The following is a 14,883-nucleotide window of genomic DNA, read 5'->3' as shown; positions in this document are numbered from 1 at the left end:
TCATCTCGACACGGAGACCCGGCTCCGCTCCGCTGCGCCGGGCCTCCTACTCGATGAACGTGGGTGGGTGCTGGACGCTCGCCGCCCAACGGGGCCAGTATTGGCGCAGCCAACGACGGCGGCCGAGGGGGACCGATGAGCGAACAGTCACTGGATCAGAAGACCCATTCCGATCCGCGGCAGGTGCGCCGGGTGGCGGTCGCCAGCAGCTTCGGCACCGGCATCGAGCTCTATGACTTCCTGATCTTCGGGCTCGCCTCCGGGTTGGTCTTCCCCAAGCTGTTCTTCCCACAGTCCGACCCGCTCACCGGCGTACTGCTCTCCTTCCTCACCTTCGGTGTCGGCTTCGTACCCCGCCCGCTCGGCGGGTTGGTCTTCGGGCACTTCGGTGACCGGGTCTCGCGCCGGCTGATGCTGGTGATCTGCCTGGTCGCCACCGGCATCTGCACCGTCGGCATGGGGCTGCTGCCGACCTACCAGACCGTCGGCCCGCTGGCCCCGGTGCTGCTGGTCGTGCTGCGTACCCTGCAGGGCTTCTTCATGGGCGGCGAGCAGTCCGGCGCCTTCCTGATGGTCACCGAGCACGCCCCGGCCGGCAGCAAGGCGTTCTTCGGTGCCGCCGCCACCGCGGGTTCGCCGATGGGCTCGCTGCTCGGGATCATCGCCTTCCAGATCACCGCCGCCGCCACCGGCCCGGCCTTCACCGACTGGGGCTGGCGGATCCCGTTCCTGGCCTCGGCGGTGCTGGTCGTGATCGGTGTCTACATCCGTGTCGGGCTGGAGGAGAGCCCGGTGTTCCGCGAGCTCAAGGAGGAGATCCCGGACACCCCCAAGGTGCCGCTCGGCGCCGTCTTCGCCAAGGCCGGCCCGATGCTGCTGGCCGGCATCCTGGTCAACCTCGGTTTCAACCTGTTCGTCTTCGTGATCATCACCTTCACCAACGCCTACGGCACCCAGGTGCTGCGGATGGATCGCAACATCTTCCTGATGGCCGGGCTGTTCGCCTCGCTCGGCCAGCTGATCTTCTGCTTCATCGCCTCCCGGATCGCCGACCGGGTCGGGCTGAACAAGGTGATGCTCGGCGGCGCGATCTTCCAGGTGCTGTGGGCCTTCCCCTACTTCCTGCTGCTGAACACCCGCGCACCCGCCGCGGTCTACGTGGCGATGATCGTCGGGATGTGCGGGCTGGCGTTCATCTTCGGCCCGATGGCGGCCTACTACGTCAGCCTCTTCGACCCCTCGCACCGCTACTCGGGGGTGGCGCTGGCCTACAACGTCGGCGCGGTCCTCGGTGGCGGTCTGTCCTCATTCGTCGCCACCGCGCTGCTGCGCCAGTTCGGCAGCACCACCCCGATCTCGCTGTATGTGATGCTCGGCGGCATCCTGTCCGCGCTCGGCATCCTGATCTCGTTGCGTCGGGTACGCCAACACTTCCCGATGCTGCCCCGGGACTGAGGCCCCTCGACACGGTCGCTGCGCGACCTACTCGGGGATCGTCAGTCGAGCGTCAGGGCGACCTTGATCGCGCGGCGCTCGTCCATCGCCCGGTACGCCTCGGCGACCTCGTCGAGGGGGAGGGTCAGGTCGAACACTCTGCCCGGATCGATCGCCCCCGACACCACCAGCGCGACCAGCTCGTCGAGGTATTCCCGCACCGGCGCCATCCCGCCGCGCAACCCGATGTTGCGCCGGAAGAACGGCGCCAGATCCAGCTTCACCCCGACCGGTACGCCGACATAGCCGACGATGCTGCCCGGGCGCGCCGAGGCACAGGCCTGCGCGAACGACTCCTCGGTGCCGACGCACTCCAGCACCGCGTCCGCACCGATCCCGTCGGTCAGCTCCAGCACCTTCGCGGCGAACTCCTCGCCCCGCTCCGCGAGCACCTCGGTGGCACCGAACTCCCGCGCCAACCGGGCCCGGTCCTCGTGCCGGCTGGAGACGATGATCCGCTCCGCGCCCTGTTGCTGCGCCGCGAGTACGCCGCAGAGGCCGACCGCGCCGTCACCGATCACCGCCACCGTCTGCCCGGGCGCGACCCCGGTCATCTTCGCCGCATGCCAGCCGGTGCCGAGCACATCGGAGCAGGCCAGGATCGAGGGCAGCAGCGCCGCATCGGGCTGGTCGGGCAGCTTGACCAGGGTGCCGTCGGCGTTCGGCACCCGGACCAGCTCGGCCTGGCAGCCGTTGTACATCGCCACGTTCAGGCACGCGGACTGGAATCCGGCCCGGCAGTTCGCGCAGGTGTTGTCGCAGGAGAAGAACGGGCCGACCACGAAGTCACCCGGGCGTACCGAACCCACCACCGAACCGACCTCGGCGACCACCCCGCAGTATTCGTGGCCGATCCGCTGCGGTGCCTGGAACGGCCGCCGGCCGCGATAGTTGTGCAGGTCCGAACCGCAGACACAGCTCAGGCTGAGGCGTACCACCGCGTCGGTGGGCGCCTCGATCCTGGGATCGTCGACCTCGGCGACGCTGATATCGCCCGGAGCATTCAGCAGAGTGGCGCGCATGTGCTCAGTCTAGGGAGCGCACTCCTCAGCGCTTCGCCGGCGGCTCATCCAGTTCGGCGGTGACACCCACCTGCTCACCCTCGACCCACTCCAGCGGGCCGGTGATCCGACCCACCGCGCGCAGATCCGCCTCGGTCTCCCGCAGCCGGGTCAGCGCCGCTGCCGGGGCGGTCAGCGTGGCGGACAGGATCGGGGTCTTCATCGACACCTTGGCGTTCGACTTGCTGCCGCGGATCTCGATCAGCGCGGCGGCCAGATCATCAACCAGGGCAGCGTCCCCGGCCGGCAGCTCGTCCACGCTCGGCCAGGCGGCGCGGTGGATCGACCCCGACTTCCACCAGCTCCATACCTCCTCGGTGACGAACGGCAGGAAGGGTGCCAGCAGCCGCAGCTGTACGCCGAGCGCGCGGCGCAGCGTGGAGCGGGCCGAGGCGGTGCCCTCGGGATCGGTCTCGTCGGCACCGTAGGCGCGCTCCTTGACCAGCTCCAGATAGTCGTCACAGAAGGACCAGAAGAAGGTCTCGGTCGCCTCCAGCGCGCTGGTGTAGTCGAAGCGCTCGAACGCGTCGGTGGCCTGCTCGACGACCTCGCGCAACCGGGCCAGCTGGGCCAGGTCGACCGCGGCGGTCGGCTCGCCGTCGCTCTCGCCCATGCCGAGCACGAACTTGGAGGCGTTCAGCACCTTCATCGCCAACCGGCGGCCGACCTTCATCTGCGATTCGTCGAAGGGGGAGTCCAGACCGGGCCGGGCCATCGCGGCGCGCCAGCGGACGGCGTCGGAGCCGTACTTCTTCAAGATCTCATCGGGCACCACGACATTGCCCTTGGACTTGGACATCTTCTTGCGATCCGGGTCGACCACGAAACCGGAGATGGTCGCGGTGTGCCACGGCACGGTGCCGAACTCGAAGTGCGCGCGAACCACCCGGGAGAACAGCCAGGTGCGGATGATGTCGTGCGCCTGCGGGGCCATGTCCATCGGGAAGGTGAGGGCGAACAGCTCCTCGTCCCGGGTCCAACCGGTGACCAGCTCCGGGGACAGCGAACTGGTCGCCCAGGTGTCCATCACATCCGGATCGCCGATGAAGCCACCCGGCTCCCCGCGCTGCTCCTCGGTGTACCCGGGCGGGCAGTCGCTGCTCGGGTCGACCGGCAGGGTCTCCTCGGCGGCGGTGATCGGGTTGTCGTAGTCCGGCTCACCGGCCTCGTCCAGGGCGTACCAGACCGGGAACGGGACACCGAAGAACCGCTGCCGGGAGATCAGCCAGTCACCGTTCAGCCCGCTGACCCAGTTGTCGTAGCGGTGCCGCATGTGCTCCGGCACCCAGCGGATCTCCTTGCCCCGTTGCAGAAGCGCCTGTTTCAGGTCCTCGTCCCGGCCACCGTTGCGGATGTACCACTGCCGGGTGGAGACGATCTCCAGCGGCTTGTCACCCTTCTCGAAGAAGTTCGCCTTGCGCTGGGTCGGCTGCGGGTCGCCGGCCATCTCACCGGAGGCACGCAGCAGCTCCACCATGGTTTCGCGGGCGGAGAAGGTGGTCTTGCCGGCGATCTGGGCGTACGCCTGCTCGTCGCTGATCCACTCCGGTCGCTCGCGCAGGATCCGGCCGTCGCGGCCGATGATGGTCCGGGTCGGCAGGCGCAGCTCACGCCACCAGGTGACGTCGGTCAGATCGCCGAAGGTGCAGCACATCGCGATGCCGGCGCCCTTGTCCATCTCGGCCGCCGGGTGGGCGAGCACCGGCAGTTCGACGCCGAACACCGGGGAGGTCACGGTCTTGCCGAACAGCGGCTGGTAGCGCTCGTCGTCGGGATGGGCGATCAGGGCCACGCAGGCGGCGACCAGCTCGGGCCGGGTGGTCTCGATCCACACCTTCTCGTCGGCGAACAGCTCGGGGTCGAGACCGCTCGCCTCGGTGAGCCCGAAGCCGAGCTTGTGGTACGCCCCGGGGTAGTCGCGGGCCTCCAGTTCGGCCTGCGCGACCGCGGTCTGGAAGGTCACGTCCCACAGCGTCGGGGCTTCGGAGAGGTACGCCTCCCCGCGGTCGTGATTGCGCAGGAAAGCCTTCTGGGCAACGGATCGGGAGTCGTCGGAGATGGTCTCGTAGAGGGTGTCCCAGTCCACCGAGAGCCCGACCCGGCGCCACAGATCCTCGAAGACCTTCTCATCGACCGCGGTCAGCTCCAGGCAGAGATCGACGAAGTTGCGGCGGCTGATCGGCTGCTGCTTCTTCGGGTCCGGCTTGGCCGGCGGGGTGAAGTCGGCGTCGTAGGGGATGGACGGATCGCAGCGCACGCCGTAGTAGTTCTGCACCCGGCGTTCGGTGGGCAGGCCGTTGTCATCCCAGCCGATCGGGTAGTAGACCTCCTTGCCGCGCATTCGCTGGTAGCGCGCGACCAGATCGGTGTGGGTGTAGGAGAACACATGCCCGACGTGCAACGACCCGGACACCGTCGGCGGGGGAGTGTCGATCGAGAAGACCTGCTCCCGCGACTGCGGCCGGACGAATGCGTAGGTGCCCTGCTCGGCCCATACCGCGGCCCACTTCTCCTCCAGGCCCTCCAGTGCGGGCTTGTCGGGGACGCGGGTCGTCTGGGGCTCAGCAGTCATGCGGTGAATCTTATTGAGGCCGGGGAAGCCGTGCACATCGGTTCCCTGCCACAGGCCCCGCGAGTTGGTCGCGCAGCGACCGTCACCTCCACGCTCCTCGAGTAGGTCGCGCAGCGACCGTCACCACCGCGCTCCTCGAGTAGGTCGCGCAGCGACCGTGTCGAGAGGAACCCGGTCACGGCGGTTCATCTCGACACGCACCGCATTGCTCCGCTTCGCTGCGCATGCGGTGCTACTCGATGAACGGATGCGCTAGACTGCGGAAAACGCTTACCCGAGGATCGCGGAGCCCCCATGACGACGACGTCCCCCTGGCAGAATCGACAGCGTTCGGACCGTGCGCCGGTGCCCCTTCGTCACGGCAGCCAGGTCAGCAAGCGCGAGGACGAGGCGATGCAGCGGTTCCGCCGTTACGGGCTGGGCCAGTTCATCCACTTCGGGCTCTATTCCATTCTGGGCAACGAATACCAGGGCGTCAGCGCCCGCGATGGTGCGCCGGCCTCGGAATGGATCCGGGCCTGGCGCGGGCCGAGTGCCCCCGACGGCTGGACCGCGATCTACGACCGGCTGAACGAGCAGTTCGACCCGACCGAGCTGGACGCCCGGCAGTGGGCCAGACAGGCCAAGCAGCTCGGCGCCCGGTACGTCATCTTCACCACCAAGCACCACGACGGGTTCGCGCTCTGGCCGACCGCCCACTCGGACTATTCGATCGCGAACTCACCGGCCGCGGGCCGTGACCTGGTCGCCGAAGTGGTGGACGCGTACACCGCGGAGGGTATCGACGTCTTCCTCTACTTCTCGGTGCTGGACTGGCACCACCCCGGCTACTCCGACCAGGTGCCTACCGACGACGCGGGCCGCGCGGCCTGGCAGGAGTTCCTCAGCTACACCCGCGGCCAGCTGCTGGAACTGCTGGATCGCTATCCGGCGGCCCGCGGGCTCTGGTTCGACGGCACCTGGGGGAAGGCGTGGATCGCCTCCCACGAGTTCACCTATCAGTTGGAACGGGAGCTGCGGGAGCGTCGACCCGGCCTGATCATCGGGTCCCGGTTCCGCAACGACGAGCACGGCGCCCGGCACTTCGACTCCAACGGTGCGCTGCTCGGCGACTACGAGCAGGGCTGGGAGCGCAAACTGCCCGCCGACCACGCGATGCTGGCCGGCAACGACTGGGACTGTGTGATGACCATCGGCCCCAACGGCTGGGGCTGGACCCGGGACACCGGCGATGACTACCTGAAGACCACCGACGACCTGATCGAGCTGCTGATGCGTTGCCGCTCGATGGACGGCAACCTGGTGATCAACTTCGGTCCCGACGGCGCGGGCCGGATGACCGCCCACGAGGGGCAGATCGCCACCGAGCTCGGCGCCTGGGTCGCGGCCCATGCCGCCGCGATCCACGACGCGGGCCATGTGGACCTCGATCCGACCGGGATGGGCTGGCTCACCGGCACCGACGACCGGATCTTCCTCACGGTGCTGAATCGGCCGGTCACCGGGATCGCGCGGCTCCGGTTCCCCGGCGACGCCGAGCGGGTTCCGACGGCGGCCCGGATCCTCGATTCCGGCCGGGAACTCGAGCTGCGGCGTACCGACCTCGGTCTCGACCTGGACGACGCCAGCTACGTCGATGTGCGGATCCCCGCCGACCTGGTCACCGAGCGGGCCTTCGTGATCGAGCTGGAGCTGGGCGCGCCGGATGCCCCGGCCAGGCGCCGCGAGGCCGCCCGGATGTGAACCGCGGCCGGGTCAGCGTACGCCGCCGACCTGGCCCGGTTGCCGGTCCCAGTCGACGACGGTCCGCAGCTCCGCCTCGACCCGGACCCCGTCGGCCGGCCACTCCACCAGCAACCGGGTGCCCTCGACCTGCACCCGCAGCGCGGCCAGTCCGGCCTGCGGGTCCGCGTCGTGGGCCAGCAACTGGTGCACCGCGACGTGCACCGTCTCCGGCTGGTCCCGGCGGGCGGTGAGCACCGGAATGGCCGAGTGCACGCCGAGCGCGTTCGTGTCGCGGTGATCCACCACCTCGGCAGCGTCCCAGCCGTGCAGCCCGGTGAGCACCACCCGACAGCGACCATTGTCGACCTGGGCGTACGCCGCCTCCGCACCGACCACCCGCTGCGGCGGGCGGTCGCCGGCCAGCGCGAACGCACCCTCGCGTACCCGGTCGTGCGCGGTGGGCGCCGTCACCAGATGGGCCCGGACCTCGGTGCCCAGGTGCACCACCGAGGCGGTCACGATCCACGCCTGGGGCAGCAGGGAACCGTCGATCTGCGGGTAGTGCACCGACGCGCTCAGCGGCCCCCGGGTGGTGCTGCCGCGCAGACTCACCCGGCGGCTGGGCCGGCCCTGCTCGTCGAACAGGCAGACGTGCCCATCGGCGGCGGCCAGCCAGCCCGCACCGACCTCGGGAGCGGTGTGGGTGGAGTAGGCGAACGAGGCGTAGTGCGGGTCGTCGGTGTCGCGGATGCCGTGCGGTTGCACCGGCAGGTCGGTGTGATCGGTGCCGTGGTTGATCAGCACGACCGGGGCGTCCCCACCGGCGGAGCTGAGCGTCAACCCGGTGCCGTCCAGCACCCGGGTGAACGGTTCCGGGCACAGGGGTTCACCCGCCTCGGCCCACACCGGATGCTCGGCATCCAGGGCCAGCCCCAGGAAACCGATACCGGCCAGATAGGGCGAGCCGAAACCGCTGTAGTCCTGCATGGCAGGCAGGAACTCCCGATACCAGCCCAGCCTGAGCTGCCCGTCGGCGCCGACACCGTGACCGACGAAGTTGCCGAGCGCCGCGGAGGCGAGTTCGCGGGTGCGCGCGGATCCCAGCGGGTTCACCCCCGAGATCTCCGCGCACCACAGCGGGGCCAGCGCGGCGGTGCGATAGGTGAGCGAGCGGCCGAAGTGCACCAGGGCGCCGTCGCCGGCGACGAAGGACTCGAAGCTCTCGACGAAGGCGGCCAGCCGCGCCAGCTGCCGCTGCGCCTCCGGGGTGTCGCTCCGCCCGGTCATCCGGTACCAGGCCCACAGGTAGGGGTGGATGGCCCAGGCGTTGTAGTAGTCGATGGCGTGGTCGGGGCCGTCGGTGTACCAACCGTCGCCGAGATACCAGCCCTCGACGCGGGCGACCCGGCGCTCGTTGCGCAACCCGGACGCGTCCCCACCGCGGTACCGGATGAACGCCTCGGCCATCGCCGGGAACAGTTGCCAGTTGTTGCCCCAGACGTCCAACCGGGCGTGGTGCCGCAGCCAATCGAGCAACTGGGCCTGCTGCTCGGTGGTGAAGCGCGACCAGAACCGGTCCCCGGCGATATAGAGCCCGAAGGAGAGATTCGCGGCCTCGACGATCGAGTTCGTCACTCCGGTCAGCGGCGGCCGGCAGGTCACCCCGCGCGGCCACCGCGACCGATGGTCGGTGCTGGTCCCATCGACGATGGCCCGGGCATAGAACCCGATCAGGGCCTCCGCCTGCGGATCACCGGCCGGCGCGCCGGCGATCCGCGCGGAGGCCAGCAGGAAGCTGCGGCAGATCGTCTCCATCGACTCCCGGCGTACCCCGTCACGGGTCACCCGGCCCGGCAGCACCACCCCCGCCGGGTCATCTCCACCGCGCTCCCGGATCGCGCTCAGCCAGCGGTCGGCGGTGGCGGTCCAGTCTGCGCGGGTCCGCAGCTCTGCTCGGTTTCCAGCCCCCATCGCTCAGCCGGCCAGCGCCTGCTCGTATTCCGCCCGGATCTGGTCACCGCCACCGGTCCGCCAGGTCTGGATCGCGGATTTCACATCATCGAGGGTCTTGCGGCCGGTGATGTGATCGGTGACCGTGTCGGAGACCGCGGTACGCAGGGTGCCGCCCTTGCGGGCATTGGTCGGGCTGAACAGGGTCGAGGTCGGGTTCTCCACACCGAGTGGGACCAGCGTCGAGTACGCCGCATGGGCGTTCCTGGTCAGTGCCTCCTGCTGCGGGACGTACAGCGCGGGGTCGGGTGCGACCAGGAATTTCCACGGCACCGAGGTGTTCGCCAGTGCCGAGGCCTTGGCGACCGGATTGCCCCGGTCGTCGCGGGTGTGATCGGTGCCCTCGAGGCCGTAGTTGAGCAGCATGAACTCCTCGCTGCCGAACGGGGCGGCGAGGAAGTTGGCCACCCCGAGCAGGCTGCGGATCTTCTGCTCGTCGTTCCGCTTCACCATGGTGCTGGCGAACAGGATGTTGTCCAGCCACGCGATCGGCTTGCCGCCACCGGCGGCGAACGGCAGGAACGGCTTCGCATCCTTGATGGTGGTCCCGTAGCCACCGGCGTTCACGTAGGCCGGCATGCCGTCGTAGATCTGCGCCACCTGGCCGCTGATGAAAGCGTTGCTCCGCTGCGAGTTCGTCCAGGATTCGCTGCCCGGCACGATGTAACCGGCTGCGGCGGCCTTCCGGACGAAGCTCACCGCTTCCAGATATTCCTCGGTCTCCAGGTAGTAGGTCAGTTTCCCGCCGGATTCCCGCCACTGGTTCGGCGCGCCGAAGAGCTGGAGGAAGGTCGACATGCCGAACGCCTTGGTGCCGAAGGCCCAGCGGCCGGCCTGGGCGTTGGTGAGTTGCTTCATCACCTCGAGGTATTCATCGGCGTTCTTGATCTGCGAGGTGTCGGTGATACCGACCTCGGCGAATCGGTCGCTGCGATAGATACCGAGACCACCCACGGGGCTGCGGGGGATCGGCAGGGTGTAGATCTTCCCGGCGCGTACGGTCTGCTTCCAGAAGATCTCGGGAATCGCGGCGAGATTCGGGTACTCCTTGATCGCGTCCCCGGACAGGAAGGGGGTGAGATCCTGGCACTTGGCCTCCAGAAACCCAATGATGTCAGGGATGGAGGCGCCGTCGTCCAGGATCAGGTCGGGGATGTCATTGCCCGCGATCGTGGTGTTCACCTTGGTCTTGAAGTCATCGGAGGAGACCGCGGTGATGTCGAGCTTGCCGCCCAACCGTTCCTCGATCGCCTGCCAGGTCGGGTTCTTCTCCCGCGGATTCGGCGGGGCACCGAAGATGTTGGTGATGGCGGAGAAGGTCTCGCCCTTGAGTGGGGGAGTGGTCACGGTCCGGGTCGGCGGGCTCGGATAGTTGAAGTACGCGGCGGGTACGCCCTGGGCGGTGCCGGGCAGGTCGGGTTTCAGCGCCTCGACCGGCACGTAGGTGGGCAGTTTGACCGCAGACGCGTTGGAGGCCTGCAGCGCCTCCTTCTGCCCGCAGCCGGCCAGCGAGCCGGCACCGGAGACCGCGAGCAGCCCCATTCCGGTGAGTTTGAGGAAGGTGCGCCGATCGGCGGCGACGTTGGTGAATGACATGGTTTTCCTCTCTGGTGACCGGGAGGTCTCAGCCCTTGATGGCGCCGGTGAGCACGCCCTTGGTGAAGTACTTCTGCAGGAACGGATAGACACACAGGATCGGGACGACGCTGATCACGACCACCGCCATCTGGATCGCCTGGCTGGGTGCGCCGATCTCGGTGGTGTTCTCGAGCGAGGAGCCCAGCAGCACGTACTGGCGCAGCACCATCGCCAGCGGCCACTTGTCGCTGTTCACATAGAGCATCGCGTTGAAGAAGGCGTTCCAGTAACCCACCGCATAGAACAGGCCGATCACCGCGATCACGCCCTTGGACAGCGGCAGTACCAGATTCCACAGGATGCGCAGGTCGCCGGCGCCGTCCAACCGGGCCGCCTCGGTGAGCTCGGTCGGGAGGTTCATGATGAACGAGCGCATGATCACCAGGTTGAAGGCGGAGACCGCGGTGGGCAGGATCAGTGCGGCATAGCTGTTCAACAGCCCGAGTTCCTTCACCACAAGGAAAGTGGGGATGATGCCGGGGGTGAACAGCATGGTGAGCAGCGCCGTCATCAGGAAGAAGCCGCCGCCGAGCAGCCCGCGTCGGGACAGGCCGTAGGCCATCATCACGGTCAGGGTCACCGAGACCGCCGTGCCGACCAGGGTGATGGCCAGGCTGCGGACCAGGGCGTCGGTGACGATCCCGCCGGCGAAGATCAGCTCGTACGCCGCCAGGGTCGGCCGGCTCGGGAACAGCACGAAGCCGTTCTTCGCCGCGATCTCCTCCTGGGTGGAGAGGCTGGTGCCGATCACCAGGACGAACGGATAGATGACCGCGAAGCAGACCGCCAGCAGGACCAGGCCCTTCAGGCCCTGGCCGATGATGCTCGGTTTCTCCATCCAGACAGGGCGTTGCGCGACCCAGCGGGTGCGGGCCCGGCCCGTGCTGGACCCGGTGGTCGATACGTCAGCGGTCACGGGAGTACACCCCATCCTGTCCGAACCTGTGCGCCAGCTTGTTCGCCCCGAGGACCAGGAACAGTCCGACGACACCCTTGACCAGGCCGACGGCCGCGGCCGTGCCCCACTGACCGTCGACGATGCCGTTGAAGTAGACATAGGTGTCGAGCACCTCACCTGCCTCGGCGCCGACGTTGTCGCGCTGCAGCACGATCTGCTCGAAGCCCACCGACAGGGCCGTGCCCAGGTTGAGGATGAGCAGCAGGACGACGATCGGCATGATGCCGGGGATCGTGATCGCCCAGGTGCGATGCCAGGGCCCCGCACCGTCGACGGCGGCGGCCTCATAGAGCTCGTCGTCGATGTTGGCGAGCGCGGCGAGGAACATGATCGTGCCCCAGCCGGCGTCCTTCCAGATCAGCTGCAGGGTGACCAGCACCGGGAAGAACTCCGGGCTGTTCATCGGGCTGAACCGGGGGAGTCCCATCGAATCGAGCAGATTGGGCACCACACCGGTGGCGCCCAGGATCTGCGTGGAGATCGAGATGACGATCACCCAGCCGAGGAAGTGCGGCAGGTAGACCACGCTCTGCACGAACCGGCGGATCGCCGGTGACATGATGCTGTTCAGGATCAGGGCCAGCGCGATCGGCACCGGGAAGAACAGCACCAGCTGCATCAGGGTGATCACCAGCGTGTTCCGCAGCGCCGCCCAGAACATCGGGTCGGCGAACGCCGCGGTGAAGTTGTCCAGACCCACCCAGACGCTGTCCACGAAACCGAGATAGGGCTGGTAGTCTCGAAGGCGATGATGTTGCCGGGGATCGGCAACCAGTGGAAGACGACGAAGTAGAGGAAGCCGGGCAGCACCAGCAGCAGCATCGTCCTGTCGCGGCGGAGCCGCACCGCGAAGGACTGTTTCGGCTGCCTCCCGGCCCGGTTGCGGGATCGGCGGGCTCGACGGGACTCGGGCGCAGCCTGTGGCTGCTCGGGCTCGGTGGCCCGCGTCTTGCTCGTGACAGGTGCTGTCGTCACCGCAATCCTCCCGGCGTCATCCTCGACGGTGTGCCATCGCTAGTAAGCGATTGCTGTCGAAAGCTAGTACGCCGGGAAAGCGCTGTCAATGGGTTGCACCCGACCTGTCCAATAGATCGCTTCAACAAAGGGAAATTGAGGCTATTCGGTGGCGGACTCACCTGATGCTGTGATAGTAATCGCTTACTCACCGTCGATACGGAGGCCCCATATGGACCGGCGTCCACGCGTGGCGTTCGCCATGAACAAGGAGACCCACGCCTCCGCGTTCTCACCGCACGCGCTCGCCGAGCTCGCGGCGATCGCCGAGGTGGTCACCCCCGAGCCGCTGATCGAGTTGCGCTCCGACCATGCGCGCGGGGTGCTTGCCGAGACCGAGGTGCTGCTCACCGGGTGGGGCGCCCCGCCGATCAATATGGACACCCTCACCGCCGCCCCGCGCCTGCGGGCCCTCGTGCACGCCGCCGGAACCGTGCGTACCTTCCTCGATCCAAAGGTCTTCGACCACGGGCTGCGGGTGAGCAGTTCGGCCAGCGCCAATGCCGTGCCGGTCGCCGAGTTCGCCCTGGCCTGCACCATCTTCGGGCTCAAGCGCACCAGCCGATTCATCGACCAGTTGCGGGTCACCCACGACGTCCGCGATCCCAGCGTGATGCCGCCGATCGGCAGTCACCGGGTCACGATCGGGGTGGTCGGCGCCTCCCGGGTGGGACGGGAGTTCCTGCGCCTGCTGCGGGTGCTTGATGTCGAGGTGCTGCTCAGCGATCCCTATCTGACCGATGACGAGGGCCGGGCGCTCGGGGCCACGATGGTCGACCTGTCCGAGCTCTGCCGGCGCAGTGAGGTCGTCTCGCTGCATGCACCGCTCACCGAGCTGACCGCCGGAATGATCGGTGCCCGCGAGCTGGCGCTGATGCGGGACGGCACGATCCTGGTGAACACCGCGCGCGGTGCGCTGGTGGACACCCCGGCGCTCACCGCCGAACTGGTCTCCGGCCGGCTGGACGCCTATCTGGATGTCGTGCATCCCGAACCGATGCCGGCCGATTCGCCGCTCTACCACCTGCCGAATGTCACCCTGACACCGCACATCGCCGGTGCGTTGGGCAATGAGATCTCCCGGCTCGGGGAACTCGCCGTGGCCGAACTCGCCCGATTCGTCGCCGATGGTACGTTCTCGCATGAGGTGCGCCAGACCGATTTCGGGATCATCGCCTGATGCAGGACCGCAGGGGGATCATGACGACCACCGCTGATCGTTCGCGCCGCGGCAGGGCTGCGCGCGGCGCCGAGTCGCGCCCGGGTCGGAAACGGTCGGCAACGGTGAGCGATGTCGCGGAGCTCGCCGGGGTGTCGACGGCGACCGTCTCCCGAGTGCTCAACGGCAACTATCCGGTCGCGATCGCCACCCGGGAGCGGGTGCTGCAGGCGGTGGCGAAACTCGGCTATGCGGCCAATGCGAACGCGCGTGCCCTGGCCGGCTCGAACACCCGCACCATCGGCATCGTCGTCCCCGAACTGGTGGACCCGTTCTTCGGCTACATGGTGCGCGGCCTGGAACAGGCGGCCCAGGACTCCGGCCGGCTGGCCATCATCGCCACCACGAATGCGCACCCCGATGCCGAGCTGACCCTGATCGATCGGATGCGCGAGCGCCGGGTGGACGCGGTCATCCTGGTCAGCGGCACCCAGGTCGATCTGCCCTACCAGCGCCAGCTGGTGCAGCGCGCCGAAGCCCTGGAGGCGATGGGCAGCCGGCTGGTGCTGTGTGCCCATCCGCCGTTGACGATCCCGTCCCCGGCCCGATCGGTGGCCTATGACAACGAGGGCGGTGCCTTCGCCGTCACCGAGCATCTGATCGCCCAGGGGCACCGCCGGATCGCCTTCGTCGGCGGGCGCCGGGAGCTGCCGACGATCGCGGTGCGACTGGCGGGATACCTGCGAGCATTGGAATCCCGTGGCATCGAGGTCGACGAGTCGATCATCCGCACCGAGGGATTCGGCCGGGTCGCCGGACATGCCGCGACGCAGGCCCTGGTTGCCGAGGACACCGGCGTCACCGCGATCTTCGCGGTCAACGACACCATCGCCGCGGGGGTCTATGACAGCCTGCACAGCGCCGGGCTGCGCATCCCCGCCGACGTGTCGGTGGTCGCCTACGACGACACCCCGCTCGCGACCGACCTGGCGCCGAAGCTGACCACCGTGCACGTACCGCTGGAGCAGATGGGCCGCGAGGCTCTGCGCATCGGCCTCGCCGAACAGGACGCCTTCGCCAGGACGCCCGAGGACGGCCTCACCCTGGGCACCTATCTGGTGCACCGCGACTCGGTCGCCCCGCCGCGCAGCGGTGCCACGCTCCGCGAATAGCTCGCGCAGCGGTGTCACGACATGCTTGGCTCATCTCGACACGCACCGCATTGCTCCGCTCCGCTGCGCATGCGGTGCTA

General features: G+C 68.4%; 10 protein-coding genes. 4 read left to right on the top strand and 6 right to left on the bottom strand.

The genetic code is table 11. The features are described from left to right. Positions 1 to 135: 135 nt before the first annotated feature. Positions 136 to 1,455: an MFS transporter gene (locus tag C8D81_RS14990; RefSeq protein ID WP_094355910.1), complete on the top strand. Its 1,320-nt coding sequence runs from the start codon at positions 136 to 138 to the stop codon at positions 1,453 to 1,455. 41 nt (positions 1,456 to 1,496) lie between these two features. Here the strand turns inward: C8D81_RS14990 and C8D81_RS14985 are convergent, their stop codons facing one another. Both C8D81_RS14985 and valS read right to left on the bottom strand, forming a co-directional pair. Then, positions 1,497 to 2,516, bottom strand: coding sequence for a zinc-dependent alcohol dehydrogenase family protein (locus tag C8D81_RS14985; RefSeq protein ID WP_133626350.1), 1,020 nt, complete (start codon positions 2,514 to 2,516; stop codon positions 1,497 to 1,499). 25 nt (positions 2,517 to 2,541) lie between these two features. After that, positions 2,542 to 5,127 (bottom strand): valine--tRNA ligase, encoded by a 2,586-nt coding sequence (gene valS / locus C8D81_RS14980; protein WP_133626349.1) that lies wholly within the window; start codon positions 5,125 to 5,127, stop codon positions 2,542 to 2,544. A gap of 345 nt (positions 5,128 to 5,472) precedes the next feature. On the opposite strand from valS, the gene C8D81_RS14975 reads away from it, so the two are divergent. After that, on the top strand, positions 5,473 to 6,870 hold the full coding sequence (locus C8D81_RS14975; RefSeq protein ID WP_208109321.1) for an alpha-L-fucosidase: 1,398 nt from the start codon (positions 5,473 to 5,475) through the stop codon (positions 6,868 to 6,870). Between the two features lie 12 nt (positions 6,871 to 6,882). On the opposite strand, the gene C8D81_RS14970 is transcribed toward C8D81_RS14975, so the two are convergent. From C8D81_RS14970 to C8D81_RS14955, 4 genes are read right to left on the bottom strand one after another with little or no spacing between them, the layout of a single operon-like run. Continuing rightward, positions 6,883 to 8,823, bottom strand: coding sequence for a DUF2264 domain-containing protein (locus tag C8D81_RS14970; protein WP_094432058.1), 1,941 nt, complete (start codon positions 8,821 to 8,823; stop codon positions 6,883 to 6,885). A gap of 3 nt (positions 8,824 to 8,826) precedes the next feature. Next, a complete protein-coding gene (locus C8D81_RS14965; protein WP_094406985.1) occupies positions 8,827 to 10,458 on the bottom strand; it encodes an extracellular solute-binding protein in 1,632 nt (543 codons plus the stop codon). A gap of 28 nt (positions 10,459 to 10,486) precedes the next feature. Beyond that, positions 10,487 to 11,416, bottom strand: coding sequence for a carbohydrate ABC transporter permease (locus C8D81_RS14960; protein ID WP_229119640.1), 930 nt, complete (start codon positions 11,414 to 11,416; stop codon positions 10,487 to 10,489). Next, positions 11,406 to 12,173 (bottom strand): ABC transporter permease, encoded by a 768-nt coding sequence (locus tag C8D81_RS14955; protein WP_229237973.1) that lies wholly within the window; start codon positions 12,171 to 12,173, stop codon positions 11,406 to 11,408. The genes C8D81_RS14960 and C8D81_RS14955 overlap by 11 nt, the downstream gene beginning before the upstream one ends. 501 nt (positions 12,174 to 12,674) lie before the next feature. On the opposite strand from C8D81_RS14955, the gene C8D81_RS14950 reads away from it, so the two are divergent. Beyond that, positions 12,675 to 13,652: a hydroxyacid dehydrogenase gene (locus C8D81_RS14950; protein ID WP_172421923.1), complete on the top strand. Its 978-nt coding sequence runs from the start codon at positions 12,675 to 12,677 to the stop codon at positions 13,650 to 13,652. Between the two features lie 104 nt (positions 13,653 to 13,756). Then, positions 13,757 to 14,803, top strand: a complete 1,047-nt coding sequence (locus tag C8D81_RS14945) for a LacI family DNA-binding transcriptional regulator (RefSeq protein WP_208109319.1) — start codon at positions 13,757 to 13,759, stop codon at positions 14,801 to 14,803. The last annotated feature ends 80 nt before the right edge of the window (positions 14,804 to 14,883 follow it).

Source organism: Enemella evansiae, assembly GCF_004362375.1.
GTDB lineage: Bacteria > Actinomycetota > Actinomycetes > Propionibacteriales > Propionibacteriaceae > Enemella > Enemella evansiae.
This window is presented reverse-complemented; position numbering and strand designations above follow the sequence as displayed.